We start from the raw sequence: 26,786 nt of genomic DNA on the forward strand, positions 1-26,786 counted from the left end.
GATTCAGATTGCGCAGCCGACTTCGCGGTAGATCCAATGGGTCATCACGTAGACCCCGGCGACGATGCCGATGGCCGCGATGAACGAGTGGACCGAGAGTTCGGCGATGCCGGAGTAGATGTTTCCGATGTTGCACCCGGGAGCGAGCCGTGACCCTGCGCCCATCAGGAGCCCGCCGACGACGGCGTTCGGGAGTCGTCGACGCTTGAGCATCCGCAGCGAGAAGTCGCCACTCCAGAGGGCAGCCAGTGCCGCGCCGACGATGACGAAGCCGATCATCACCATGTCGACGGTGAGGCCGACGCCCTGTCCCTGGAACAGTACTGAGCCCCAGTACTCGAAGGACCCCGCATCGACGCCGACCTGCGAGAGCAGGTAGCCCGTCCAACGGGCCTCGGGACCGGTGACCCCGACGATGGATACCTGCGTAAACCAGACGACGGCCATCGCAGTGATGCCCAGCGCGGCGGTTCGCGGGTCCCACGGCCGCTTGCTGGCTGCGATGGGGTTGCTCCACGTCTCGACGAGACCACACAGGTACGCGCTCGTCCCGCGGGCAAACTGCCGAAGGCCGACGACTGGGGCGAGGAGCGACGTCATCCGGACGGAGGCCGTCGTCGCTCGGTCGTCGGGGTCGACACCGGTCGCCGCTCGTCCGACCAGCGTCGCGTACACGAGGAGAACGAGGGCGGCGACCCCGATGGCGAGGAGGCCTGCCGGAATCGGCGAGATCGTGAACAGGCTTACGCCTTCACCGAACGTCAGGGGGGCGAAGTACGTGCTCTGGAGGGTTGGGAAGGCGATGGTGAACGCGGCGTAGCCCACGCCCATGAACAGGAGGGTAATCCAGAACTGGAGGTAGCCCTCGCCGGCGCGATACAGCGTCCCGCTGGCACACCCGCCGGCGTAGGTCATCCCGATGCCGAAGATGAACCCGCCGAACAGTCCGGTGAGCCCCCACCCCGGCGTCCAGAAACCCTGGTAATATCCCAGCTGGTAGGCGATGCCCCAGAAGACCATGGTCAACAGGGTCGCCGCGATGACGCCCTTCGTGACTCGGGAGTCCTTGTACGCGAAGAAGTCCCGGAAGGCGTTCACGAAGCAGAACCGGCCCTTCTGGAGAAAGACTCCGAGGCCAGTTCCGACGACCGCTGCGATGAGGAGCGTCAGTGCCACGTTCTGACCACGGGATTCGCATGGTTAAGTCGGGGCTCTCCGGGTGTCTCTGCACGAACCCGAGACACTGGTGAACTGCTGCACCGTACGACATAGCGAACTGTGCGACGGTATTCCTCCGATCTCGCGAGCCGCTCGACACACGAGATACAGGCAAATATTGCAGAGAGTGGCTGTGCTACTCATCAGTTACGTGCCCGAGTGGCTCTGACTTCTGGCAACGAATCTGGCAACCAGATTCACTCAGCTGTTCGTGGATACCCAGGGGTCGCTGAAACCACTGAAATCGCTGGTTTCGTCCGATGTGGTACATCTGGCACGGACCCGGTTCGCGTTATGACGATATGATGAGATTCGAGAGATATGCGACCCGACCACAGTTCGCTACAGTCGCAGGAGACCAATGCCACCCCGGAGCTGCCATCCCTCCGGCCTGGCGTTCGCCTCCTCGAAGCACCCGACTCGTCCCGTCGGCAATCAACCAGTGTCGTCCAGGCGCTCGTCCTCGACCATCTCCTGCTCAACTCAGGGTACGTCGAGTGGGTCGACGCCGGAGGCCACGCCTCGGCGCAGCCGATAGCTCGACTCGTCCCGAGCGAGCGATTCCTCGAACGGATCACCGTCGCACGGGCGTTCACGCTCCACCAGCACGCCTCACTCGTCGAGCGATTGGCCGACCGCGTCTCCAAACAGACGGCGCTCGTCGTCTGCCCGGCGCTCGACCGACCCTACCGCGAAGAGTGCCGGGATGAAGAGGCTGAGGCACTGCTCCTCCGGGCAGTCGCCCGCCTCTCGTCGATGGCCCGGAGCCACGACATCCCAGTGCTGGTGACGCGGACTCGTTCAGACGAGTTCGCCGACCCCATCGCGACGGCCGCCACTGAGTGCATTTCCTACGAGGAGACACGCTACGGGCCGCGGTTCGCCGGCGAGGGCTTCGAGACGCTCGTCTACCCAGTCGGTCATGGTCTACTCCAGACGACCATCGCATTCTGGCAACAGATGCTCTCCGACCGGCGGCCACTCTATGCCGAGTCGAGTCAGAGGGCTCCAGCTGTGGTGGGATGAGCGATGGGCCGCACGAACCCAACCTTCCGGGACCAACTCCGGGAGTACGAGGACTACTGGCAGGCATACCGGCGGGCCCTTCGTCGGCGTGGCCAGCCGCACTTCGACCGGCTGTTCGAGCACGCTGCCGCTCATGCCGATGCCGCCGGCGCGTTGAACGACAGTGAGCCACTCTATCCAATCTTGGTTTCCATCGCTCTCGAGCACGAACGGCGTATCGAGGAATTGGAGGAGCGATTCGACGAGGAAGGGGAGCAAGAGGTCCGGATGCCGCACTAGATTGATTGCCTGGACGATGGTGTCCTCGAGTGGGAACTCACCCACGATGGAGCCACCGCCCATCACAACCCACTGTACACACCATCGCTGTACGCGAGCACGCCACCGGGAACCGTAGACGAAGCAGCGCTGCTCGACCTGAACGAGGCCGTCGAAGCGCTCCCACAGGTGGCAGCGACACGACTGACGATGAAGCGCCCCGGGTTCCGGCACGGCGACCAGCCAGTGCTCCACATCGCCGTCACCGACCTCGATGCTGTCGAGGAGGTGGCGTGGTTCGTTGCACGGCAGGGTCGTCCCGGTGACTACCGGCTGTTCAACGTCGACTTCTCGCGAGAGTTCCGCTACTGTCTCGAACACGGGCTGAGTGCTTCCCCAAAGCGTGAGCCAACGACGTTGCGACTCACCATCCCGGAGCGTGACGTCGCTGCTGGCGCGTTGGAGACCGTGGCTATCGACGGTGAGGAGTATCGACAGGCGACCCGTGGGGTCGCCGCCCTGGAACGTGCCGACGACACCGGCCTTCAGGTGTTCCCTGGGCAGTCCGTCCAGTACGTCGTCGTCGACAGCACGCGTGGACGCGACCGAGTCCGCCTCGTCGACGAAGCCGACGACGGTGAGTACGATGTCGAATTCTACGAAGGCTTGGCGATTCGAGCGACGGAGAGCATCCTCTCGCCGATGGGGTGGCGAGAGCAGGACATCCGGTCGTCTCTCTCCTCATACCGAGACACCTCACTGAGTGCCTATTGAGGCGTCAGCGGTCGGTCGATCGGCATGCGTTTCGGTGGATTCTCGCGTCGTATGGTTCGACGTCCGTCTCTGGCGTCGAGAAGTGCTAGTCGCAGAACTGGAGCGTCGGGTAGTCGATTCGGTCGTCGACCTTGCAGGCTGTGTCACCGTCGTAATCGACGCGGGAGGGTGTTCATTCCAGGAAACAATAGAAGCGTCGCGCCCGCAGAACGCACAGCCGTCGACGTGGTCCCGGTTGTATCGCGTGAGACTTCGTCGATAATTGTGCTCCTCACGCTCGAGGCACATGGTGTGGTTGCGAGACATATCGAGAAGGCGGATTCTCTGGGCGGTTTCGCGGGTGATACATTCAGGTTCAGGGGTATGGAACGTCGGCAGCGATTCTCTCTACCATTCATCGCTGCGATGTCGTCCTCGGGCACGGACTCGGCGAGGACGTCGCGGTGATGCATCGGCGTTTCCGGCACGTAATCGGCTCTGGACGTACCGTTCCAGGTGTACCAACCGCATCACGAACCATGATATCGTGCCACAAGAGTTTTTATCATTGAAACCTACCGTGAAATCGGTGTCTCGGTCTTCGATTGATTGAGGTGCCCGACGGGAACGACCGTCGCTTCCCACGACCGTTGCATCGATGGTCGGCCCGCGACGCGAGGCTCTGCACCCTCCGCGACACCCAGCATTCGAGTACCTCGCAGATGGGCCGACCACTTCTGCCAGATCACCATCACTGAGCTACGGCAGGACAGCACGCAGCACGGCCATCTCGTATTCACCGGCCAGACCGTGACCGCAGCGCCGTGCGGTGTCCTGCCATCTCCGAGCGCTACTCGACCGTTGGCCGTCCCCGTCTTGGAGGACACGCTGTCTGTCCTGGGTGGTCGTCGTCGGATTCGCGCGTGAGTGTGTCCACCGTACTCCGCTCGGTACCCGGTGGTACGTGCTACCAGAACGTCTCTGGCGACGAGTCCGTGAGGAGGTGTACGCCCACTTCAGACACCTCCTCTTCGGACGAACAGCGGCCAAGTCGGGGATGGGGCCAACCCATCCAGTCGACAATATGGAATTATCGTGGATAAAGCCACTCCCTGATTCGTGTGTCGACGCACTGTATCACAAGAGACGGGGACCTCTCGACACGGCAAATCGCCTCACGGGCCGTGGTCCCTGTCAGTCGAGTCGTAACCGAGCGTTGGTCAGTCCTCGGCGTGCGTGCTCGCCCACTCGATGTACTGAGCGAGTGCGTCTTGCCCCGTCTTGGAGATCGCGTAGTAGTTGGTGCGGCGGTCGATTGCCCCTTTGTCGACGAATCCCTCCGTGACGAGGGTATCGAGGTTCGGGTACAGTCGACCGTGGGTGATGTCCTTGTTCAGCCGAGCTTCGAGTTGGTCCTTGATCGTCTGGCCGGACGGCTTCTCGAGGTCGGCGAGCGCGACCAGGAGGTCGCGCTGAAAGCCGGTCAGGTGGTGGAACTCTCGTTCCGTCTCGGAGACGGTGTCACTGGCACTCTGTGTCGCGGTCTGGCTACTGTTAGCCCCCATAGTGTCTGACGTACTCGAGGAGGTATTGTTACCCACAGACATGGACGGCGCTTTTCTGCAACTGCAACTGTTTCAGGATAATCTCTGTCCAGACGTACTGGTTTGGGGATGATTACAGTCACCGGGAGCGACGATTGGTTCCCTGACCAGGATGCAGCGAGGTGGCGTGTCGAGTCGGTGAGCGAGACGGACGACACGGTCACTGGGGACGCACTCCGGGGTCAGTGGCCACCGGACTCAGCGCCACTCGTCGAGATCGAGCGTCTCGGAGGCGGTGATCGAGAGCCACGCGTCGTCGCGGGTGACGTCAGCGATGATGAACTGGGTGGTCGGGCCCGCATTGTCGAGGGCGGCCATGACCTCCCCGTCGGTCGTCGAATGGAGTGCCGAGCGGCTCATCAGCGGAGTGTCACAGTATGGGACTCGAACACACATTAATGTTCTGGAGAATGACGGTCTATGGAATGTGTGACTTGCACGGTGAGAGTGGATTGCAGCTCGACAAGTGTCGAGGCCGGCGTCGATCACCCGAATCACTCGTCGGCAGGCGCTGACTCGGGTGCAGAGAACGCTTCGGCGCGTTGCTCTCCGACAGCGTGGATCTCCCCGCGCCAGAGCCCTTTTCGCCGTTCGAACAACCAGAGTTTGACACGCCCCACGCAGTCATCCACCTCGCGAGCGACTACGGGTCGGTCGTCCTCGCTGCCGAGGTGGCACTACTCGGCCAGAAAGACACACTCAACGGCGTCGACGTGGAGGCGTCCCTCGAAGACGTCTTCGAGCGAGTCGATCGCCGAACGGGCTTCGTCGGCGAGGGCCTGCCTGCTGACCACCAGGACGTCGATGGCATCCCCGACTCCGATCCCGTCCCGGAGGACGCCCCGTTGTATACGGGATTCAAAACGGGTTTTCAGAAAAACCAGGCCAGCGAGGACCGGGTCGCTATCGGGGACGGACCGTTCACCGATGGGACGACCCAGCACATCTCGAAAATCCGGCTCCGGTTGGACGACTGGTACAGCGAGCAAGACCACGACGACCGCGTCAGGGAGATGTTCTGTCCCTTCCACGCCGAACAGAACCTCGTTGAGGGGACCGGTGAGAGCCTCGGCGACTCGAGCCGGGTCGACGAGTGTGCCGAGCTGAACGAATCCGCACGGGAGTACGGCCGCGTTGGTCACTCCAAAAAACGGCGCTCGCCCGTGAGGCCGGCTCACCCATCATTTTGCGGCGGGACTTCGACTCGATGGACGTCCGCAGCATCGACGAGCCCGGTACGGCGCTATCTCCGGCGCAATTGGAGGTGTTGGATTCACAGGTGCCTACTGGACGACGATGTACATCGACTGGATTCCGTTGGGGCGTATCGGTATCCGACGAACCTCCTCGTGACACGGCTCCCGATTCCTTGGTATCTCGCCGGGTACGATCCCTACGTCGTGTTCGCTGTGGGACTACTCGTGATTCCCGTCTTCGGTACCCTCGGCTACGTTGCTGGGTGGGCGATTCCGTCCCCAGAACGTCCCCTTCGGCTCATTCGCTGGTGAACGATGTACGACTCGGTGCTGCCTCCGGGTTCAGCTCCGTAGGAATGAGCTTGTTCTGAATGGACGATAGCAACCACGCGCAGAAGTGTCGAAGTAGAGATATCCGTGAGTAGGACTAGCAAAGCCTTATTTTAGACGCGTCTAAATACTAATCATGGACGAGTCGAAAGTCGATGGCTACCTGATGGCAATCTATCGGTTACAGCATACAGATCGACGAGTCCCACCGTCAGCCATCGCGGCTGAACGGGGGGTGACATCGCCAACAGTGACGCGAACGCTCCAGTGCTTGGACGAGGAGGAACTCGTCGACTACGAACGCTACCGGGGTGCTCGGCTCACTGCGAGTGGGGAACGGCGCGTACTCGCGGCACTCCGCCGCCGTCGACTCCTCGAACGGTTTCTCACCGAGGAGTTCGGGTACGACCGGAGCGAGGTGCACGACGAGGCTGACGCCCTGGTACCTCACGTGAGCGAACAGTTCGTCGATCGCATCGCCGCGCGGCTCGAATCCCAATCGGTGGGTCCGCACGACGCACCGGTCGCCCTCGTCGAGTCGACGGCTCGTCGAGAACGAGCTCTCCAGTCGTTGGCACAGTGCGAACAGGGAGCGACTGTTGTCGTTTCCGCTGTCGAAGACCAGTCGCTCGAGACCCTCGCGTCCCTTTCGAAGAGTGGCGTCGTTCCCGGAACGGCGCTCGATGTGCTCGAACCCACCTCCACCGGGGAGTTGACGGTCGAAGTGAGTGAGACTGGCGAACAGGTGTCCATCCCTGCAGACGCCGGTTCAGCCGTCTCCGTCGCATACGTGGCCGACGAATCGACGCACGACCGACGACAGCACACGGAGGCACGCTGATGCCGTCACTGGACTACTCACGAGCGGCGGACCTCTCCGAGCGGTTAGAGCAACGCCTTGTCGACTCCCTCGAGTCGGACGTCACGACGACGCGCCGAGCCGTCCTCGGGAGCATCGGGCTGGCGGGGAGCGCCGCGTTGACCGGTATCGGGCGAGCGGATAGCGAGGGTGAACACGGTGGTGGCGGCGGCGGGTCACACGGAAACTTCGGTGCGGTCGGCGAGTACGACAACACCACCTTCGACCCTCACGAGTTCCTCTATCAGTTCAACACGGGACGTGGGGAACAGGAGAACGTCCCGCAGGCCATCTACGAGGAGGACGGACGCACCGTCCGTGAGTTCGAATTCACCGCCGTCGACACGACCGTCACTATCGCCCCCGGTATCGAGTTCCCCGCGTGGGCGTACAACGGGCAGGTCCCCGGTCCGACCATCCGAGCGGTCGAGGGCGACCTCATCCGTGTGACGTTCGAAAACCTCGGTCGCCACGCTCACACCATCCACCCGCACCTGCGGAACCTCAACCCGGAGATGGACGGGATCCCACAGAACGGGCCGGGGGTCCTCGATACGGGCGAGTCGTTCACCTACGAGTGGATCGCCCAACCGGCGGGCACGCACTTCTATCATTGCCACTCGCTGCCGCTCAAAGAGCACATCCACCGCGGCCTCTACGGGACCATTGTCATCGACCCCGACCCCGAGCGGGTCGCCGAGCGACCGGAGGAGTATTGCAACTACCACGCCTCGCAGATTACGGACGAACTGCGGGCCGACCTCGTCGCCGAGGCGAAGACACGGAACCACGAATATCCCGAGAACGACGCCGTCAACGAGATGGTCATCGTGATGAACTCCTTCGACACCAACTTCGACGGCGGCAACGAGGTATACGCCGCCAACACCCGGGCGTTCGCCTACGGTGTCGGCCGGACCGACGGTGAGGGCAACTGGCAAGCCGGCGAGACCAAACACCCCATCCAGATCGACGGCCAGCAGCGCCAGCGGATCTACCTGGCTAACGCGACGGAGTTCGACCTCGTCAACTCGTTCCACACCCACTCGCAGTTCTTCGACTACTACGATCACGGGACGACGCTCACACCGACACTCCAGACTGTCGACACGATCATGCAGTGTCAGGCACAGCGCGGTATCATCGAGCTGGATTATTCGACTCACGACCCGGGACTGTACATGTTCCACGCCCACCAGTCGGAGTTCGCCGAACTCGGTTGGATGAGCTTCTTCGAGGTGGTCTAAATGAGCAGAGCAAACACCGACGGCGGTACGGCTGTGACGCGAACTGAGCGCCCGCTCGGCCTTCCCCGGTGGGTGGCCGCGCTCCTCCCACTTGTCTTGCTGGGACTCATCGCCGGCGGGTTCTTCGCGGCGGCACCATTCGCGTCGCTCGACACCGGTGGGGAACCGCTCCCTGACGTGACCGTGACCCACACGACACTACCGAACGACGAGACGGTCGTCGTCCACGTCACGAACAACGGTCCCGACGAGGTGACCATCTCGCAGGTGCTCGTCGCCGAGGCGTACTGGAACTTCGACGTACAGGGGTCGGGCGGTGATGCCACGCTCGCCCCACGTGAGAGCGCCGAGGTCGTCATCCCCTACCACTGGAACCCGGGGTGGGACCTCGAAGTCGCACTGCTGCTCTCTGACGGGAGTACGGTCCATCACACTATCGTCGCGCCCAACGAGTCGCCTGGGCTGACGATGGACCTCCTGGTGACGATGGCCGTCATCGGTCTGTTCGTCGGCGTCATCCCCGTCGCGCTCGGGATGTTGTGGTTCCCCTTCCTGCGCTCGATGAGCGACCGGTGGCTCCACGCCATCCTCGCGTTCTCGGCGGGCGTGCTCGCCTTCCTCGCCATCGACGCGGGGTTCGAGGCGTTCGAACTCGCCGAGCAGGTGCCGGGGGCGTTCGAGGGGCCCATCCTCGTCGCTCTCGGCGTCCTCGGTGCATTCCTCGTCGTGCAGGCGGTCAGCGCGTGGCGGACGGGCCGGGCCGCTGCCGGTGACAGTCGTGCCCAGAGCGGGCTGTGGGTCGCCTACCTCGTCGCACTCGGCATCGGCCTGCACAACCTCGCCGAGGGACTGGCCATCGGGAGTTCGTTCGCGCTGGGGCGTGTCTCGCTTGGCGCGTTCCTCGTCATCGGGTTCATGCTCCACAACGTGACGGAGGGACCGGCCGTCGTCGCGCCCGTCACCCGGGGCGAACGGCCGCACCTCGGCCACTTCGTGGCGCTCGGGATCATCGCGGGGGCTCCGGTCATCCTCGGCGGGTGGCTCGGGAGCCTCGCGTTCTCGCCGACGCTCGGGGCGTTCTTCCTCGTCGTCGGCGTCGGGGCCATCCTGCAGGTCGTCTGGGAACTGCGCGGAATGATCAGTCGCAACGGGCGGGTCGGGTCCGCACTGAACCTTGCCGCCCTCCTGTTGGGCCTCGTCGTGATGTACGTCACCGACCTCTTCGTCACACTCTAACCTCAGTGGATACCTCGTACTTCGATATGAACAGACGACAGGTGCTTCGACTCGGCGGCGCAGGGCTCGTAGCGACTGTGACTGCGGGCTGTTCGTCGCTTGGTGGGTCGAACGAACCGCCGCGGGTATCGATGGCCGATGGGTTCAGCTACGAGCCGGAACGGGTCACGATTCGCCCAGGGACGACGGTCCGCTGGGTGAACGACAGTGACGTCGGGCACACAGTGACAGCGTACGAGGACGGCATTCCCGCGGATGCGGCGTACTTCGCCAGCGGTGGGTTCGAATCCGAGCGGGCCGCACGCGCCGACGTGAGTGGCGGACTCCTCGCCTCTGGGGAGGCGTACGAGCACACGTTCGAGGCTACCGAGACGTTCGAGTACTTCTGTATTCCCCACGAGGGGTCGGGGATGACCGGGGGCGTCGTCGTCAGGTAGTCCCAGCCCGGAGTGGGGGACGTTGCCTACAACAACCACCTCTGGGCCGGGTTGATTAGCAAGAGTGTGCGCTGTCCTGTAGTACCGCACGTATCGTGTACTGCACAGTGGTGCCTCCGACCGCGAGCGTCGGGCCGTTCGGTGGGAAGAGGGTTAGGCAGGTAGAAGTAGCTTGCTGTGTAACTGGCGCTAATGGCCTTTGAGTGGGAGACGTCCATCTGGAGGCGCATCTGGAACCGTTTCCACTCACACGTCGACAGACAGTCGCTGTCACTACTCCTCGTCGTCGGAGTGCTGCTGACACGTGTACCCCTCGCCTCCGCTCATGAGGCAACCGCGACTGCGGGGCTCACAGACGGACACGGTCTTCTGCTCGTGTTCGTCGGTGTCGGGTTGATTGGAGCTGTCGTCGTCTGTAAGCGCCTCGAATACCTGTCGCCGACTGTCGCTCTCTATGGGGTCTTCGTTGGAATCGTCGTGACTGCACTCGGTGCTGTTCTCTTCGAAGGGCTGTCCCCGGACCCGTCCTACACAGCGAGTTCGATGCCGTTCCCCCGGTCGTGGTACGAACCACTCGGGCTAGCTGTCGGTCTGTTCATCGCAATGGCGAGTTTCGTCATCGGCTGGTTTCGCTGGCCGGCCCGCCCACGATACACCTTCCTCGGTCTGCTGATGGGACTCTGGGTGTCGTATCCCTATCTCGTTCCGGTTCCGGCTGGCTACTACCACCCGCTCGGCTATGCAATCGTCCTCGGAGCACCGATCCTCGTCGGCTACATCGTCTGGACGGATGCGGGTACCGTCCTCCGTGCCGTTCTCCGTGATCCGATCGCCCGCCGCTTCGGCGCTGGCGTCGGGTTCATGCTCGCGTTGTTCTTCACTACCGTCACGGGGTATCTCTCGCTGTTCCCCGAGGAAGGGATACACGAGACGACCATCGTCGTCCTGCCTGTTGTCTACCAGTTAGTCATGTGGCCAACGCTCGAGATCGTGCTGCCACACATCCCGTTCTTCCTGGCCATATCACCCGGTCTAGTCATCGTGATCGGCGTCCTGAGTTCGCTTATCGGACTGAACGCCGCTGTCATCGCTCGCCACTGGCGCGTCGATGAACGGGCGGGCATGACACAGGGAACCGCTGGAAGTGCGGCAATCGTAGGCACGTGTACGTGTGGGTGCTGTGGGCCACTGGTCGCGAAGCTCGCGGTACTGGCAGCCGGTCCGGCGATCGCGGCTCCCCTGTACTGGGTGTTCGTCGACACAGCCTCCCCACTCAGTGCGCTGTTCATCGTCGGCAGTTTCGTCCTGTTCACCGGGAGCCTCGTCTATTCTATCGAGGCAGCACAACGCCCGGATCGGTCGACAGCAGTCGCCTCCATGGATTGAAGAGCCAACAATGGATTTCTCTAGAACAGTTACTCTGCAATCGCAGAGAAGCGCGGTGATAACCTGTCCAAGCAATCGTACAGACAGACCCAACCCTGATTCAGATGTACAGTGCGATCAGCATGTGGAGCGTATCTATCGTTCAAGTTGTAACCATCTATCACTCCAGACACCAAGGTATACACGAATATTGAAATTTCATGTGATATCCAAGTGAGCTAACCGTTGGACCGATACCGCGAGTCTAACATCACCCGTCTGAACGTATTTACTGACTGATGACGTGAATCGCTCCGAGAGGAGAGGTACCACATCCGCAGCTGGTTTCCGGTACTCGTTCGTAGACGCAGTCAATGGAGACCAAAGCAGGGTTACAACGCCATCAGGTCGTCGTCTATGCCCTCGCTGTGGTGCTTGCGGTTGCCATCGGACTCGTACTGCCGGGAACTGCCTCGCTGCTTGAGCGGCTCATCAATCCTGTGTTGGTTGTGCTGTTGTACGCGACGTTTCTCGAAGTCCCATTCAACAGGCTTCGGCGGTCGTTCACCAATAAGCGGTTCATCACTGGCGCGCTCGGGATGAACTTCCTGGTCGTGCCGGTCGTCGTCTTCGGGCTCACGCGCTTGCTCCCGCCCGACCCGGTCGTCCTTGTCGGCGTGTTCATGGTACTGTTGACGCCCTGCATCGATTACGTCATCGCGTTCACCGACATCGCTGGTGGCGACGTTGGCCAGCTCACCGCCGTGACACCCCTCTTGATGCTCGTTCAATTGGCACTGTTACCGGTGTACCTCTGGGTGTTCATGGGGCGACGTATCGCCACAGCCATCGAGCCAGCGCCATTCATCGAGGCGTTTCTCCTCCTCATCGCGCTCCCGTTGACGCTGGCGTGGGTCTCCCAGCTCTGGGCCGACCGCTCAGATGTCGGTGAGCAGTGGCAGGACCTGGTGGGGTGGCTGCCGGTTCCGATGATGGGTGCGACGCTACTAGTCGTCATCGCCTCGCAACTTCCCCGTGTACAGGAGTCGTTTGGACAGATTGTGGTGGTCGTCCCCGTCTACGTCGCGTTCCTCGTCATCATGCCCGTCCTCGCGCGAATCGTCGCCGAGCGTCTCGGGTTCCCCGACGGTGAAAGTCGAGCGCTCGTGTTCACGGCCGTGACGCGCAACTCACTGGTGGTGCTTCCCTTGGCACTCGCGCTGCCAGCGGACTACGCGCTCGTCCCGGCAGTAGTCGTCACGCAGACGCTCGTCGAACTCACCGGCATGGTCGTACTCACCCGCCTCGTCGAATCGTGGGTTTGGGAGCGGTCGGGAACGATGATACGCAACGTCGGGATTCAGTAACAGCAGGTCACATCGCAGGAGCCGGTGTAGTATTCGGCCAAGCAGGGTGCTGAACGGCGGCAGATGATATAGTACCGTCACCGGCACGAACTGGGGTTTTACGAGTCGTCCGTGGTCTTCAGTTGGTCGATGAATCCCTCCCTGAACAGCTCCTTCGTTCCCTCTGCCCCGGAAATCCGCAGCCGTGTCTCCTCGTACGGAGGGGCAATATGGATGTTGAACTCGGCAAACGAGCAGCACTGGAACTCGCCCGCAAGGAACGTCGCAACCTCCACTACTGCGTCTTCGACCCCGTCGAATCGGATGGTATAGCCATCAGCGTGCTCGTCTGCACCGAGATATCGGGGGCGCAGTGCCGAGTGGACATGAGTCGCTTGGGCTTCGATATGGTCGTTTGTCGCTGTACACGCAATCGGTGTTTCCGACGCGCCTTTATCCATGATTCGCCATAGCTTTCGATAGCGAAGTAGATAAGTCGCCGAGTCCAACAAACTGGAGTTACCTGAATTGAGGCGCTAAGGCCCCTTCCTCAACGAGCGAGCGGAGCGAGCGAGTAGGGAGGGGATACAGCGTTCACGAGAGCTTCGCTCTCGTGCGCGAACGAGACGCAGAGCGTCTCGTCAACGCCGCACAGTTCTCAAACACGTTCGACGCTCGGCCCACAGGCCCACGCAATCGCAACAACTATACGCACAGATGCGCATAGTGTGTATGTAGTGAGGCGGAAGAACATCACCATCCGCGAAGACCAAGCCGAGTGGGTCGAGGAGAACCACCTCAACCTCTCGTCGTTCGTTCGCGGCCAACTTGACGAACTCATCGAAGAACGCTCGTGAACTACAACTACAGGTATCGACTCCGACCGTCCGACGCTCACCGCGAACAGTTAGCGTGGACTGTCGATACCTGTAGACAGGTCTACAACCACTTCCTCCACCGCTTGAATCGGAACGATGATACATCGGCGTACTCCGAACAGAAACTCCTGCCGAGCCTCAAGAAGTGGTGGAACGACCTGAAACAAGTTCACTCAAAAGTTCTACAGAAGGTCGTACAACGACTGTACGACAACCTCTCGACACTCCGTGGCCGAAAGCAAAACGGCCACCGCGTCGGGACACTCAAGTGGAAAGGACAGGGAGAGTACCGTTCGTTCACCTACAGTCAGTCCGGCTTTGAACTCAAGAACACGAGTGGCCGAACGCGACTGTGGCTCTCGAAAATCGGTGAAATCCCGCTCACCTTCCACCGCGACCTCCCCGACGACGCCGAGATAAAGACCGTCACGGTCAAACGTGAACCCACCGGCAAGTGGTACGCTGTCCTCGGGGTTGAAACCCCGGACGACCCGCCGGAGAAACCCGAGAATCCCGAGAAGTGCGTCGGCATCGACGTGGGGATTCTCACGTACGCCCACGACACGGACGGAACCGCCGTCGAATCGCTCGACTTGTCAGACGAACGCGAGCGGTTGGAACGCGCACAGCGCGACCTCACTCGGAAGGAACACGGGTCTGCGAATTGGGAGAAACAGCGGGAGGTTGTAGCTGAGCGCCACGCCGAGTTGAAGAGCAAGCGCCGCGACTTCCTCCACAAGCTCTCGAACTACTACGCGAGAGAGTATGACTTTGTGGCCGTCGAGGACTTGGACGCGAAGGGATTGGTAGAGCTACCGGGTAACTCTCGGAACCGGTCGGGGGCGGCGTGGGGGACGTTCCTGCGGATGCTCGAATACAAGTGCGAGCGCGAGGGAACCCACTTCGTCGCCGTGAATCCACCGGAACGACCAAAGAGTGTGCGTCCTGCGGCGTTTCGACGGAGAAGCCGCTGTGGGTCCGTGAGCACTCCTGCCCGGCGTGCGGATTCGAGGCGGATAGAGACGCGAACGCGGCATGGAATATCCTTTCTCGCGGCCTTGAAGATATAGGAGTGGGATACTCCGAATCAACGCCTGTGGAGACTGCGCTCCCTGTGGATATGTCCGTATCTGCAAAGCGCGTCGTTGAGACAGGAAGCCCCACCCTCAAGCGCGAGCCGTCAGGCGAGCGGTAGGGTGGGGTAGTTCACTTCGCCCACTCGAACGTATGACCGATACCCCCGAACGACCGACCTCCGACCAGCTGACCGCGGCCGACGTCCAGTGTTACTGCCCCGTTGGAGGGGTCATCGACCTCCTCGGACGAAAGTACGCGATACAGGTCGTCTGTGTGGTCGGCGCGATGCAACCAGCGAGATACACGGAGATCGAAGCCGCGTTTGGAGAGGTGAGCAGTTCGACGCTCTCGACGCGTCTGAGCGAACTCACAGAAGCCGGCCTCCTCGACCGAGAGCAACGCAATACGATTCCACCAGAAGTTCAGTATCGGCTAACGACCGACGGGGCGGAGCTCTGTGCGGTCTTGGAGCCATTGCTTCAGTGGGTCGAATCCCGCGACCCATCGGGATAACCCCCGCGAGTCTGAAGGGAGCTGATAGACGTACGCTCTGTGTCTAACAACCCTGGCTAACGATACAGCGGTTCGTTTCGCCGCGAGTTGGAGTAACTCGGCTGGTAGACGCATGTCGATATCTGTAGTGATGCTGCACGGATAGTGCTCTGAGGAAAGAACGTCGAATCACGCTTCGTGAGGAGGTTGCCGACGGTGTAGGCGACGATTGCTGCACTCGCACCGACGAGGACTTCGTTGGCCCCACCCCACGTAGTGAGGGCGCGTCTCTTTGCCCGGATTTCCGTATACGCATCGAAGACATATGATTCGAGTCGTCTCACGGCGTCAGGCACTGGGGATTACACTCGGAGCACTGCTCGGTGCGACGGCGTACCCCGGGATCCGACTCACGCAGGGAACCGTTACCGGACACTCACAGACACAACAGTCCACGCAGTCGCTCTACATCGGTGCGTACCACTGGGGGTTCGTACTGCTAGACGACAGCGGTACGGAGCTCCAACAGGTCAGCGTCCGCACGGACACACGGCTTCGGCTGACCGCGTTTAGCGTCGAGGCGTCCGAGGCGGTCGCCGCACTTCCGGAGGCGGTTCGTGGCGGCCTCCCGAATCACGAGACACTCGAAGAGCGGAACCTGAGTACCATCCCTGTCCCGTCCGGTGTGAACCTCGCATCGCTGTTGGAGCACGCCGAGCGGAACTATCCCGACCACGGCGTCGCCATCGTCCCCGATGAGTGGGTCGGCGGGATGGGGTCCGGTTCGGGGTGGGGCCACCACGGCCCCGGATGGGGGCATCACGGTGGCGGACAGTGGGATGGATACGGCCCAGGTCGCCGGACAGGCCCCGGGCCTCATGGTCCCGGCTGGCCCGGCCACCAGGGCGGAATGGTCGCACCGCCGCTCACACTCTGGCACCACGCAACTACCCCGACGGTACTCGAGTTCGTCGTTACCGTCCCCGGGCCGTTCACCGTGGTCTGTCCGACCTACTGTGGGTACGGCCACTCGTACATGGTCGCTCCGAGCGCCCTCGTCGTCTCGAGTCCGTGAGGACCCTGTCGCCGGTCCGGCATTAACGCTCGTGCTCGGAGAATGCATCGAGCGTCGTCGCAGTCGATTCACCATCACCAGGGGTCAATGAGACGAATTCGAGGTCGCGCTGCGCTTACGAGATTTCGTGTGGATCTCGGGCATCTCGAGGGGACACTACACCGCTGTGTCCGCTGTAGTCCTGGCGGGCTCACAACGTACTGGACGCGCGACCTCGACGAACATCTTGTTCGTGACGCCACGTCGCAGTAGCCGTTGACCAGCCTGTTCAACCATTGTTCTGTATCGATGTGCAAGCTATGTGCATACACCAGAACCGTTATCCGGCTGTGTGCAGAACTTGCACATAGAATGAGCGCGAGTGACAAGCCCCGACGGGTCCACTTCCAGTCCCCGGAGTATCTCGTCGAGCGTCTCGACGCGATCGCGGAGCTCTTCGACAAAGATCGGACCGATGTCCTCGTCGAGGCGATCCGCGAGTACATCGAAGAGACTGCCGACAGCGAGACGTTCCAGGAGCTGGTGGCGACGAAATACTACGACGACCAACTCGAGTTCGAGACGGTCAAGCAGCTGGTCGGCGCCGAGACCGCCCAACGGCTTCGGCTCCTCAAAGCGGATCTCGAGGGTGAACCGTTTGATCTCGATGCGCCTGCTGACGTCAACATCTACGGCGACGACGCGACGACGGTGGATACCGCGGACGACGACGAGCGATGAGCAGGCCGCGGCTGCGGACAGTCGTCGCCGACACGAGTGCGCTGGTCAGTCTCGCTGTCCCACGAGCCGACGCAGCCTATGACACCGACACCGCGCCGGACCCGCTCCAGTATCTCCTCACCTCGTGTGACGTCTCCGTGCCGCCGGAAGTCGTGGCAGAGCTCCGTGACATGGCCCAGTACCAGGACATCCACGGCGCTGCAGCGTCCAACGTTCTCACTGCTCGCGACCACTACACGGTTGACGACCCCTATGAGCGAGTCGACACGCCCGAGTCGCGACCGACGTTCGGCCTCGACGACGGTGAAACCGACGGCATCGTGCTCGCGAACTCCCTCGATGTCGACGGGTTTCTGACCGACGAGTTCGGCGGGACGAATTTCGCGCTCATCCATGCAGTCTTGCAGGGCCCGCGTATCGTCCCGACACCACGGTTGCTCTGTGATTACGCCCGCAACGACCACATGGCCCACGAAGAGGCACAGACGCTCATCGTAACCATTATCCCGCATCGGAGTTGGGAGAGCAGCCCCTACGTCGCTCAATTATTGGCTCTCTTGGAGTAGAATTACGTTCCGATTCCGGTGTCCCCGGTTGTTACGGTTTCGTAGCACGATGGTATTACCATGACATACGCGAGTGTCAGCGTCAAGTTTCCAGTCGAGCTTGACACCGAAATCGGGCGGTTCCTCGATGAAACGGGAATCTACACGAACAAGAGCGAGTTCATCAAGGAGGCCTGCCGCGCCCACCTCCGAGACCTCAACGACGACACGGCAATCGCTGCGCTTCGGCTGGAGCAGCTACTCGCGCAGGCAGAACAGAGCCGCGAGTCCGATAGTGAGATCGACGCCGAGCTCGCGGCGCTCGGGGAGAACATCGATTCGGACGACCTCGAACGAGCTGTCGAAGAAGCACGTGAGGAAACCTCCGATCAAGTGTACGGGTCGGATGTGTGAGGATTTCTGAAGATGGGTTGTCTTGCCACGACAGTCCGCTTGACATCGTGTGAGTTAGTGGCACTGACGCCACATATTAAAAGCGACAGCGATACTCGGTGTCGGTATGGAGTGCCCGGCGTGTGGCAGTCCCGTCACAATGGAAGTAGGGCCCGACCAACCACTCTCAGCATCAGTGGCGGATGCACTGCTCGCCGCCGACGAAGACGAGCAGATCATCGTGGCCCGGAACTGCTGGGCGTGTGGCTGGACTGAGGAGCGGTCAGTGGTCATTGATTCGATCGAGACAACCGAGGGTGATGCCGACGCTGTTGAGCGAGCCGCGCTTCTCGACGATATTACGCGTGAGGCCACGGCAATCGACAGTCTCGCGACGCTCGAAGATGCTCTCGCGGAGATTCGCCGTCTCGAGCCGACAACGTCTGACTCAGCTGACGACCTCGACGGTGACTAGGTACCCTTCATGACCGATACCGATGCCCTCTATGACATTCGTGAACGTACGGGGGATCCAGCCCATGCGTCGGTCGACGTAATCGAACTCGTATTCGAGCGAGCACGGAACCAGCGAGAAGACCACCAGGACGCACATTTCGATGAGGGCATGGCTGCTGTCGTTGGTCGATATGGCGAAGACATCGTGCGAACCGTCATCCATCGAGTACTCGTCGAACACTACCCGTTTCGGACAGCCACGGTCGACCTCGATATGCGCAACATCGATGGCGTTCGAATCGGCACGACGGCTGGCTGGTTCCTTGAGGAATTGAACGCGGAACCAGATAGTTGAGACACCGTGCCTGAAAGCCCTCGGCCGCTCGGCATCCCGCGACCACGCGAGACTCCGTCTCGCTAGCTCCCGTTCGCTTCGCTCACGGGAACCCCGCTGCGCGCCTCGTTTCACTCGGTGCTAGCGGGGTCGGGGGACGACCGAGGCGGCCTCGCCCTTTCTGAGTCCACCAGGATATCGACTGTGTCAGTGAGCGTCGGGCCCGGTTGAGCGGTGTTTCTTAACGGCACGCCCCGCTCGCCGCTGCTGCCCTCCGCGTCGCTCATGACCAACCCCTTTGCAGACACATTAATGAGCCCACCGCCCCTTCGTTCAGGTAGACCCCATGGCTACTGATCGCCGCCGTAACGCCGTTGAGGACAGACAGGAGCTCGCGACCACGATCGGGCTCTACGTCCTTGGCGAGATTTCGCTCGGCAAGGCCGCCGAGCGGACCGGCGTGACTCGCTGGGAGATGGAAGAAATCCTCCAGGAAGCCGGTGTTGAGCTTCAGCTCGGCCCGCAATCCATGGACGACCTCGACGATGAAGTCGACGCGGCGCTCGACCTTGAATGAGCGAGTCGTTTTCGCGTCCTGTTGTCCTCGACGCGACCGTGCTCAGCAACTACGCGAGCACTAACTCCGTTGCCTGGCTAACAACGACGCTCGATGACCTCCAGACAGTTCCCGCTGTCCGAACCGAACTGGAGCAGGGCTGTGAGGTCGGCTATGCGTATCTGGAGCACGCAATCGATGTCCTTGAGTCAGGACGGATCGGGATTGCTACGACTGCACCGGAGCAGCTACAGCAGGACTATCCGGAGGTTCAGACCCGTCTCGATCCCGGTGAAGCCGAAGCCCTTGTGGCTGCGCACACAGCTGCCGGGACGCTCGTGACGGATGACGGGCCTGCCCGAGCGCTCGCGGCCGACTACGACATTGCACTCACCGGGTCAATCGGCTTGCTGGTTCGCGGCGTCGTTCTCGAGGATTTGACGGTCGAGACGGCGGATGAGTGGCTTACGACGTGGATCGAGGAGCGGAACTACTACTCACCGATCGACAGCGTGACTGCGGTTCTTCCTGACGACTTCGAAGAATAACCAGCCGTCTTCGTGATAGCACGGGAGTGGAGCGCAGGCCAGCACATACGAGAACGTACGCTGGTCAGGATCGGTGAACCAATCCCGAAAGCCCTCGGCCGCTCGGCATCCCGCACCCCTCGCTGCGCGCCTCGTTTCACTCGGTGCTAGCGGGATCGGGGGACGACCGAGGCGGCCTCGCCCTTTCTAAGTCCGCCAGGCTATCGGTTGTGTCAGTGAGCGTCGGGCCCGGTTGAGCGGTGTTTCTTAACGGCACGCCCCGCTCGCCGCTGCCGCCCTCCGCGTCGCTCGCGACCGACCATTCCGGGCATGCGGGCGCTCTCCGCACCGCCTGCGCCCGTTCCGGGCTAAAGTGAATCTGGTCTCGACGCCAGCATTAAGCGCGTTTTCGGTTGCGCCCCTCGCGGGCTTTCGCGTTCCAGCGCTTTGGGCCGTTCCGCGCGGCGAGCCACACCACGGCTCGCCGTGCTCACGACCGTCGCCCTGGACACGGACCCGCAGTCCGGGCCGGACGCGAGAAACGGCTTAACGCTGGCCGCTCGCTGCGGGCGGGTCACCGGGTCGCTCACTCCGTTCGCGCCCCGTGCCTCACCTCGCTGCGCTCGGTGAGACGGGCGCGCGGTGCTGGTTGGGTGGCCTCCCTATGGGGCGCTCGCGACGGCGCGAGCGAGAGCGCGCAGATGGGTCTGTCGGTTGTTGTCGTCGGAAAACCGCGATGTAGTCGCATCGCGGTGTCGGCGCGTGAGCGCCTTCGTCGGAAATCACCCTGTGAGTGATTCCAATGTCAAGTAACAACGCTACCAGTAATGTAGTTTCGATCGATGAACAGGCATTCGAAAAGGCGGACGAAGCGGCGGTCAATGAGGAGGGCTTCGAGGTCGTCGATGAGACGCCGGAGTTCCAGGCGACGGTGCAGATGGAGGTGCAGGCAAAGGTCGATGCGAACCACCCGGACGGGATTGTTCATGGCCGAGTGGAAGTGCAATTGGTAGTTCGTGGCCAAAGCGAGTACGAGCGGAACCAATTGTCACGTACTGCTGAACTGTGAGACAGGCATAACCGTCCTCCACCCCTCTCCCACTAGAGAGTTACTCATGGATATCTCCGAGATCCTCTCCACAAAGTTCACCGAGTTCGATATTGGGACGCCGCTCTCGAAGGTCACCGGCGCATTCAAGAATCAAGAACTCGATGCCGTCGTGGTGACTGACGGTGACGAATATCGTGGTGTCGTCAGCCGCCGACAGTTGGCTTCCTCGTCCAATCAGCCCTCTGCAAAGGTCGGCTCACAGGCCCAGCATGTCCCGACCGTCGAACGCACAGAGGACGTTCGGGAGGTCGCACGACTAATGATCGGTAGCGACGCAAAAACGCTTCCCGTGCTCGATGACAACCGCCCCGTCGGTGTGGTGACCGCAGATGCTGTTCTCGAGGCTGTCCGCCCCTTCCTCGATGCGGTGACCGTCGAAGACGCGTATTCGTCGACGCTGGTCAGCGCGAGCCCCGAAACGACAATTGGAAAAGCCCTCAACATGCTTCGGGAATCCGGTATCGCCCACCTCCCTGTTATCGACGGAGACGATCTCGTGGGGATGGTAAGCCTGTACGACGTGATCGAATTCACGACACGAGGTGGGAGCAAGAGCCAGGGTGGATCGTCGGGGAGTGTCAGTGGCCGCGGGCGCGCTGGAGGCAGTCACGGTGGATTCGGTGCCCGTGAGGGCGACTCCGACCGGATGCTCGATCTGCCGGTCCGGAATTTGATGTCCGATGCAGTGGTGACGGTTCGGCAAAGCGCCCCGCTCGATGAGGTCGTCGAAGCGATGTTCGAACATGAGATCTCATCGCTCGTCGTCACTGCCGACGAAACTGACGACCCGGTCGGAATCATCACGAAGACGGACGTCATTGGGGCGCTTACCTGGGAACGCGACGACCGGAACGCCGTGCAAGTGTTCGGACTCGACTTGCTAGAGGGAATGGACTACGACGACGTCTCCGCGTTGATCGAGAGTGTCACCTCGAAGTACGGCGAAATGAGCATCATCAAGGCCAGTATCGAACTGCAGGAGCATACGGAACAGAGCCGGGGCGTACCACTCGTACTGGCACGGATTCGGCTGGTCACCGACCGCGGCTACTTTACGGCTGAGGGCGAAGGCTACGGTGCCACGCACGCCCTCCGTCTTGCCGCGAACACAATCGAACGTCAACTCCTCAAGGGGAAGACGTACGGCCAATCGAAGAAGCAATCCGACGCAGAGGCTCAAGAGCACCTCTACGGGTGGTGGCTCGGCGGGTAACGGACTCCACACCCCTACAGAGATGGCTGCAAGGAGTCGATCGAAAGACAACCAGTGTGCGTCGGTTGGTAGGTGGTCTGTGAGAGACCGATTGCACCAATGGCGAATCTAGTGATACCGTTGTTCGACCTCGAGCGCCTCGCGGACGGCGTCGTCGAAGTGTGTCCGTAGCTCGTCGCTGAATGCCTGGACGTGTGAATCCTGCTGTACTACTTCTAGCGAATCCCAGTCACCGGCTTCGGTTGCCGCATACAGTTGTGTGAACTTCCCCCCGTTGTTGCCGTACACAATGACGACCACATACGGCTTCATCTCTTCGGAGGCTTCGGGGGAGTGCCTCCCGCGCCACTCTTCGAGTTCGGTGACGCTCACCCGATCGAACGTCGTAAGCTCTGCGCTGAATTCACCGGCCCCAAGGCGCTGAATCAGCTGTTCGCGATCCCATTCCCGTGACTCGTTGGTCTCGGTATCCCTTCCTATTACGGTCTCCTCGGTGATCGATTCGATGCCCCAGTGTGTGAGTAGCGGTCCGGACATCTCAGCAGTTGACTGAGTACCGACGTCGCCTTCTTGGATACGGTCGCCTTCCTGAACACGGATATACCGTGGATTCGACACGGGGAGATCGATAAAGATCTCTTCCGGATCTACGTTGACCAGTGCTTCGACACCGTCGATCGTTCGCGTTTCTATCGTTTTCTTCGTATGTTCAGTCATAGTTGGTGGCTCTAGCGTACCGGACACAGCGAGCAGAAGGTGGGTCGACCTGACGTCCGTTCAATCGGGTGATCCACATCCGTCTGGCTGGCACGGACTGCGTCGACGAACGCCGTCACCGATTCGGCCGTACGGCTACCGTGTGTATACGCTATCGAGACGGTTCACTCTGTCGTCCGTTCCCACAGGGAGACACAATTCCCACTCTCCAGAACAGCTATTCATCAAGATACGCCCATACCTCGAATTTCGGCCAGTAACACGGTGCTGCCGAGGAAGCGATATCGATTTCTATTCGAGGAGTTTAACAGCATTGATCAACCAATCTTTGGTGACCAAACAATCAAGCAAGAGGTGTAACCTAATAGCGAGGCCGCCGTACCCAACAGACAATGCGGGCACACCATCATGGAACGAAGTCGTTCATCGATTTCATGAGTACATACCTCCAGGACCATCCCAAACGCTGTCCAACGTGTGGAAACGAAGCCCGTTCCCAGTCGGAGTGGCGGATCGAAAAGCGCGATGAGGACGGTCTCCACTTTGTGCACGCCTGTCCGGAGTGTGGAGCCGAGGAAGACGTATTCTTAAATCTCGCACCGGAACACGAACGAACCAGACGGTAGTTGCATACCGAAAGCGGTCTGGCAAAAGGGACGAGACGAATCGTCAGCTCTGTGTTTGACTGATGAACTCGTCGAGTGCGTCTTCGATGAGTGTCGCAACCCGTTCACTATATCGCCAGAGTGCTGCGTTGAGTCGCTCTTCGGCCTCGTCATCGAGTTCGTCTGCCCCACGAAGGACGGAGTCTTTGGTGATCTGGGGGTGGAACACACAAACGACGCCGAGTGAGGTATCCGAACTCGAGGTCCCCGCCGTGTGAATGCCGTACTGATCGGTTCCCCAGACACCATCGCCGCCCTCTCGCTCCAGTTCGGAGTCGAGCGCATCGAGCAGCTGTACCTCTTTGGGGGAGAGGATGGGGTCGTCACCTTCGAACAGTTCAGTGTACGCTTCCATCCGAGCACTTCTCGTCCACTGGTCCAATTGAGAGCGTGCCCGTAGTACGAGCTGTCGTTCGTCTGAGAACTCGGCCATGGTTCTAGAAGGGGTGCAAGGCGAATGAACGTTTGTACAACGTTTACGGATGGTAGGTGTGTCTGTGGTGATGGTGTACTTTAGTAGTCTCTATCACGGGCAGAGTATTCAAACGGACCCTCCATGTAAATCGAGTATGTCGGTGAGAGAGTAATCTTAGAACCCAACGGCGGTCAAGCGGAGTATGCCACAATCCTAGAAGCTATCGACATCCTCAGATATATCGCAGAGAGTTTGAGTCTCCCCTTCAGCCGGTGGGACGAACCCTATGTAACCGGACCGAGTCTCTATTTTATTGTCGTCGCTGACATCGATTTCGGTAAATATACCGACCCACTGGGAGACAACACGTGGCCCGTCGATCAGTGTCGGTCAGTCGCCATCTCATCCAATGAGTTCATCGACGTAGCCCGCCTACTGTCGTTCATGGCGACGATTGTCTATCAAGGCGTGGACGACACCGTTTCGGAAGTGATCGACGATGAGAAGCTGAACTATCGAGAGGACCACTGGCAGATCCACCACGGCGATGATGAGTACACGTACATCCCCAGAGAACGCGTCTATACGGTGAAAATGACGGACCCACACTTCGAAAACGAGTGAATCGATTCACTCGGCCATGGCGCGTTCTCTGCAACAGCTTCGTGAAACACAAGGATCTCGGTATCTTTGCGTCGATGTTCAGGGGAGAGAGAACACAGAAATCAGACACGGACGCCCCAGAAGAACGCGATTCCGAGGGTCGTGACAACCGACAGGAGCAACTGCAACGGCGCTCCGACCCGGAGAAAGTCCGAGAACCGGTAGCCACCAGGCCCATAGACGAAGAGATTCGTCTGATAGCCGACTGGCGTCATGAACGCGGTCGAAGCCGCGAACGTCACCGCAAGGACGAACGCAAAGGCGTTCGCACCGATCGACTGGGCTGCACTGGCAGCCACTGGGATCATCAACACGACACTCGCGTTGTTGCTAATGACGCTCGTCAGCAGTCCGGTCGCGAGATAGAACACCCAGAGGACGCCGATCGCCGGCAGGAATGTCGCCGTCGATGCGACAGCGTCTCCCAGAAGGGCAGCGGCCCCCGTCTGCTGGAGAGCGATGCCGAGCGGAATGACCCCCGCGAGCAGGAAGATCACGTTCCATTCCACGGCCGTGTACAGTTCGTTCGGTTTGAGGACACCGGTGAGGACCATCGCCACCACACCTGCTAACGCCGAGACGACGATGGGAAGGACGTTCAGTGCCGGCAGCGCGACGACTCCGGCGATGATGCCGACTGCAAACGGAATCTTTTCCGTCCGGTACTCGACGTCGTCGAATTCGTGGGCGACGATGAAGTCCTCGTTCTGGACGAGACGCGTGAGGCTATCGGGCGGTGCCTGCACGAGGAGCGTGTCACCGACCCGAATGTGAATGTCCTCAAATCGGTCGCGGATCACATTTCCACGGGTTCGAAACGCGAGGACGTTCGCGTTGTAGCGCTGTCGGAACGTCGAACTCTCGAGCGTTTCTCCGATGAGAAAGGATCCAGATGGAATGACGACTTCGACGAGGACGGGCTCTTCCTCCCCCGGGTGAAGGTCGTCTTCAGTTCGGGGACCCCCGGACAGTATGAGTCCTTCCGCGTCCATGATGCGTTCGAGGGTCTCTCGATTCGTCCGCAGGCGGAGCGTATCGTTTTCGTGAATCTCCTTACGTGCGAGCGGTTCATCGAACCGCTCGCCGTAGCGAATCAGTTGTAACACGTCGATATCGAGTGTATCGTCTCCGAGTGCCTCACCGACAGTCTGCCCGATCAACGACGAATTCGTCGGCACGACGACGTCTGCAAGGAATTCTTGAAGCTCGTACTCCTGGACGAGGTCCTCTTCTGCTGGAATCCGCTCGGGGAGCAACCGAACACCAACAGTCATGAGATATGTCGCCCCGACGACGAACACGATTGCACCGAGTTTGGTGAACTCGAACATCCCAAACGCGTGTAACCCGAGACCGGGAAGCTCTGCGCCGAGTTGGGCTGCGATGTCGCTCGCGAGAATGTTCGTCGACGTTCCGATGAGCGTCAGCGTCCCCCCGAGCATCGAGGCAAACGACAGCGGGATGAGGAGCTTCGACGGTGATGTCTTGCCGTTGTGTGCGAGATCGGTGATGACCGGAACCAAGATGGCGACGACCGGTGTATTGTTGATGACTCCCGAGACCGGCCCGGTGATCCCGATAGTCGCCGCAAGCTGCTTTCGACGGTTTGATCCGGCAAACGCCGCCATCCGCCGACCGAGTAACTGGACGATTCCGGTTCGGTTGATGCCAGTGCTCAGGATGAGCATCGCCAGCACGGTGATAGTCGCAGGGCTAGCGAATCCAGAAATCCCCTCCCGCGGGGTAATCTGTGTCCACGGTTCGAAGATCATCAGCAACACCATCACGAGGATTGCGGTGACGTCGATTGGAAGCCATTCGGTCGAGAACAACACGAGCGCGAGAACAATAAGTGCGAAAACGACGAGCATATCATCCGTCACCGGAGTCGCAGCCACACCCTGAACTGTCAGAGGTACTGCAGAGAAGGACATACAGAACAGAGATGAGCACAGGAGAAAAGAACTGGTATCGACACCGGCTGCTCGGCAGAACGTTCCAGGTATGATGTGTTCGAGAGTGCGTTCCCGACCGCTCAATAGGGAATGATACCCTCCAGCGAGATATCGTTGAT

Annotated in this window: 28 protein-coding genes and 3 pseudogenes; 24 read left to right on the forward strand and 7 right to left on the reverse strand. The window is 60.9% G+C overall.

The window, feature by feature from the left end:
• Positions 1-3 precede the first annotated feature (3 nt).
• Positions 4-1,176, reverse strand: a complete 1,173-nt coding sequence (locus NKG96_RS17400; protein ID WP_254538401.1) for a YeeE/YedE family protein — start codon at positions 1,174-1,176, stop codon at positions 4-6.
• Positions 1,177-1,539: 363 nt separating this feature from the next.
• Here NKG96_RS17400 and NKG96_RS17405 point away from each other — a divergent pair, with 363 nt between their 5' ends.
• The 3 genes from NKG96_RS17405 to NKG96_RS17415 all read left to right on the forward strand — a co-directional run bounded on the left by NKG96_RS17405 (position 1,540) and on the right by NKG96_RS17415 (position 3,276).
• Positions 1,540-2,244, forward strand: a complete 705-nt coding sequence (locus NKG96_RS17405) for a hypothetical protein (RefSeq protein ID WP_254538402.1) — start codon at positions 1,540-1,542, stop codon at positions 2,242-2,244.
• A 3-nt stretch (positions 2,245-2,247) separates the two neighbouring features.
• Positions 2,248-2,523 carry a DUF8156 family protein gene (locus NKG96_RS17410; protein ID WP_254538404.1) on the forward strand — a complete coding sequence of 92 codons (276 nt, stop codon included), beginning with the start codon at positions 2,248-2,250 and terminating at the stop codon, positions 2,521-2,523.
• 189 nt (positions 2,524-2,712) lie between these two features.
• Positions 2,713-3,276, forward strand: coding sequence for a hypothetical protein (locus NKG96_RS17415; protein ID WP_254538405.1), 564 nt, complete (start codon positions 2,713-2,715; stop codon positions 3,274-3,276).
• 1,199 nt (positions 3,277-4,475) lie between these two features.
• Here the strand turns inward: NKG96_RS17415 and NKG96_RS17420 are convergent.
• Positions 4,476-4,820, reverse strand: coding sequence for a PadR family transcriptional regulator (locus NKG96_RS17420; RefSeq protein WP_254538406.1), 345 nt, complete (start codon positions 4,818-4,820; stop codon positions 4,476-4,478).
• A gap of 237 nt (positions 4,821-5,057) precedes the next feature.
• Positions 5,058-5,219 carry a DUF7556 family protein gene (locus NKG96_RS17425; RefSeq protein ID WP_254538407.1) on the reverse strand — a complete coding sequence of 54 codons (162 nt, stop codon included), beginning with the start codon at positions 5,217-5,219 and terminating at the stop codon, positions 5,058-5,060.
• A 167-nt stretch (positions 5,220-5,386) separates the two neighbouring features.
• Here NKG96_RS17425 and NKG96_RS17430 point away from each other — a divergent pair.
• The 7 genes and pseudogenes from NKG96_RS17430 to NKG96_RS17460 form a co-directional block, all read left to right on the forward strand.
• Positions 5,387-6,072 (forward strand): annotated as a pseudogene (locus tag NKG96_RS17430) (DUF7405 family protein); the annotation flags it as partial.
• A gap of 449 nt (positions 6,073-6,521) precedes the next feature.
• Entirely contained in the window at positions 6,522-7,226 is a 705-nt protein-coding gene (locus tag NKG96_RS17435) for a metal-dependent transcriptional regulator (RefSeq protein WP_254538409.1), read from the forward strand.
• Positions 7,226-8,491 (forward strand): multicopper oxidase domain-containing protein, encoded by a 1,266-nt coding sequence (locus tag NKG96_RS17440; RefSeq protein ID WP_254538410.1) that lies wholly within the window; start codon positions 7,226-7,228, stop codon positions 8,489-8,491. Before NKG96_RS17435 ends, NKG96_RS17440 begins: the two co-directional genes overlap by 1 nt.
• Complete coding sequence (locus NKG96_RS17445) at positions 8,492-9,727, forward strand: ZIP family metal transporter (RefSeq protein WP_254538411.1); 1,236 nt, start codon at positions 8,492-8,494, stop codon at positions 9,725-9,727. It begins immediately after the preceding gene.
• A gap of 26 nt (positions 9,728-9,753) precedes the next feature.
• Positions 9,754-10,164, forward strand: coding sequence for a plastocyanin/azurin family copper-binding protein (locus NKG96_RS17450; RefSeq protein ID WP_254538412.1), 411 nt, complete (start codon positions 9,754-9,756; stop codon positions 10,162-10,164).
• 192 nt (positions 10,165-10,356) lie between these two features.
• Complete coding sequence (locus NKG96_RS17455) at positions 10,357-11,550, forward strand: hypothetical protein (protein ID WP_254538413.1); 1,194 nt, start codon at positions 10,357-10,359, stop codon at positions 11,548-11,550.
• Positions 11,551-11,903: 353 nt separating this feature from the next.
• Positions 11,904-12,896 (forward strand): arsenic resistance protein, encoded by a 993-nt coding sequence (locus NKG96_RS17460; RefSeq protein ID WP_254538415.1) that lies wholly within the window; start codon positions 11,904-11,906, stop codon positions 12,894-12,896.
• A 98-nt stretch (positions 12,897-12,994) separates the two neighbouring features.
• Here the strand turns inward: NKG96_RS17460 and NKG96_RS17465 are convergent, their stop codons facing one another.
• A complete protein-coding gene (locus NKG96_RS17465; RefSeq protein ID WP_254538416.1) occupies positions 12,995-13,336 on the reverse strand; it encodes a hypothetical protein in 342 nt (113 codons plus the stop codon).
• 392 nt (positions 13,337-13,728) lie between these two features.
• Here NKG96_RS17465 and NKG96_RS17470 point away from each other — a divergent pair.
• From NKG96_RS17470 to NKG96_RS17525, 13 genes and pseudogenes are all read left to right on the forward strand, one after another.
• Positions 13,729-14,948, forward strand: a pseudogene (locus NKG96_RS17470) (RNA-guided endonuclease InsQ/TnpB family protein).
• A gap of 32 nt (positions 14,949-14,980) precedes the next feature.
• Positions 14,981-15,343 (forward strand): winged helix-turn-helix transcriptional regulator, encoded by a 363-nt coding sequence (locus NKG96_RS17475; protein ID WP_368409331.1) that lies wholly within the window; start codon positions 14,981-14,983, stop codon positions 15,341-15,343.
• Positions 15,344-15,647: 304 nt separating this feature from the next.
• Positions 15,648-16,397: a cupredoxin domain-containing protein gene (locus NKG96_RS17480; protein ID WP_254538417.1), complete on the forward strand. Its 750-nt coding sequence runs from the start codon at positions 15,648-15,650 to the stop codon at positions 16,395-16,397.
• 87 nt (positions 16,398-16,484) lie between these two features.
• On the forward strand, positions 16,485-16,649 hold the full coding sequence (locus NKG96_RS21210; RefSeq protein WP_438267431.1) for a DUF7558 family protein: 165 nt from the start codon (positions 16,485-16,487) through the stop codon (positions 16,647-16,649).
• A 99-nt stretch (positions 16,650-16,748) separates the two neighbouring features.
• Entirely contained in the window at positions 16,749-17,117 is a 369-nt protein-coding gene (locus NKG96_RS17485) for a ribbon-helix-helix domain-containing protein (RefSeq protein WP_254538418.1), read from the forward strand.
• Entirely contained in the window at positions 17,114-17,683 is a 570-nt protein-coding gene (locus NKG96_RS17490; RefSeq protein WP_254538419.1) for a hypothetical protein, read from the forward strand. Before NKG96_RS17485 ends, NKG96_RS17490 begins: the two co-directional genes overlap by 4 nt.
• Before the next feature lie 60 nt (positions 17,684-17,743).
• On the forward strand, positions 17,744-18,076 hold the full coding sequence (locus tag NKG96_RS17495; protein WP_254538420.1) for a ribbon-helix-helix domain-containing protein: 333 nt from the start codon (positions 17,744-17,746) through the stop codon (positions 18,074-18,076).
• Positions 18,077-18,182: 106 nt separating this feature from the next.
• Positions 18,183-18,530 carry a DUF8105 family protein gene (locus NKG96_RS17500; protein WP_254538421.1) on the forward strand — a complete coding sequence of 116 codons (348 nt, stop codon included), beginning with the start codon at positions 18,183-18,185 and terminating at the stop codon, positions 18,528-18,530.
• Between the two features lie 9 nt (positions 18,531-18,539).
• Complete coding sequence (locus NKG96_RS17505) at positions 18,540-18,866, forward strand: DUF8158 family protein (RefSeq protein WP_254538422.1); 327 nt, start codon at positions 18,540-18,542, stop codon at positions 18,864-18,866.
• Positions 18,867-19,191: 325 nt separating this feature from the next.
• Positions 19,192-19,422, forward strand: a complete 231-nt coding sequence (locus NKG96_RS17510; RefSeq protein WP_254538423.1) for a UPF0175 family protein — start codon at positions 19,192-19,194, stop codon at positions 19,420-19,422.
• A complete protein-coding gene (locus tag NKG96_RS17515; protein ID WP_254538424.1) occupies positions 19,419-19,949 on the forward strand; it encodes a PIN domain-containing protein in 531 nt (176 codons plus the stop codon). The genes NKG96_RS17510 and NKG96_RS17515 overlap by 4 nt, the downstream gene beginning before the upstream one ends.
• Positions 19,950-20,730: 781 nt before the next feature.
• A pseudogene (locus NKG96_RS17520) lies at positions 20,731-20,913 on the forward strand (DNA-binding protein); the annotation flags it as partial.
• Between the two features lie 130 nt (positions 20,914-21,043).
• A complete protein-coding gene (locus NKG96_RS17525; protein WP_254538425.1) occupies positions 21,044-22,252 on the forward strand; it encodes a CBS domain-containing protein in 1,209 nt (402 codons plus the stop codon).
• 108 nt (positions 22,253-22,360) lie between these two features.
• Here the strand turns inward: NKG96_RS17525 and NKG96_RS17530 are convergent, their stop codons facing one another.
• Positions 22,361-22,969, reverse strand: a complete 609-nt coding sequence (locus NKG96_RS17530; RefSeq protein ID WP_254538426.1) for a hypothetical protein — start codon at positions 22,967-22,969, stop codon at positions 22,361-22,363.
• A 669-nt stretch (positions 22,970-23,638) separates the two neighbouring features.
• Positions 23,639-24,067 (reverse strand): DUF7539 family protein, encoded by a 429-nt coding sequence (locus NKG96_RS17535; protein ID WP_254538427.1) that lies wholly within the window; start codon positions 24,065-24,067, stop codon positions 23,639-23,641.
• A gap of 234 nt (positions 24,068-24,301) precedes the next feature.
• Between NKG96_RS17535 and NKG96_RS17540 the strand changes: the two genes are divergently transcribed.
• Positions 24,302-24,673, forward strand: a complete 372-nt coding sequence (locus NKG96_RS17540; RefSeq protein ID WP_254538428.1) for a hypothetical protein — start codon at positions 24,302-24,304, stop codon at positions 24,671-24,673.
• Between the two features lie 101 nt (positions 24,674-24,774).
• Here the strand turns inward: NKG96_RS17540 and NKG96_RS17545 are convergent, their stop codons facing one another.
• Complete coding sequence (locus tag NKG96_RS17545) at positions 24,775-26,583, reverse strand: SLC13 family permease (protein ID WP_254538570.1); 1,809 nt, start codon at positions 26,581-26,583, stop codon at positions 24,775-24,777.
• Between the last annotated feature and the right edge of the window lie 203 nt (positions 26,584-26,786).

Source organism: Halomarina litorea (genome assembly GCF_024227715.1).
GTDB lineage: Archaea > Halobacteriota > Halobacteria > Halobacteriales > Haloarculaceae > Halomarina > Halomarina litorea.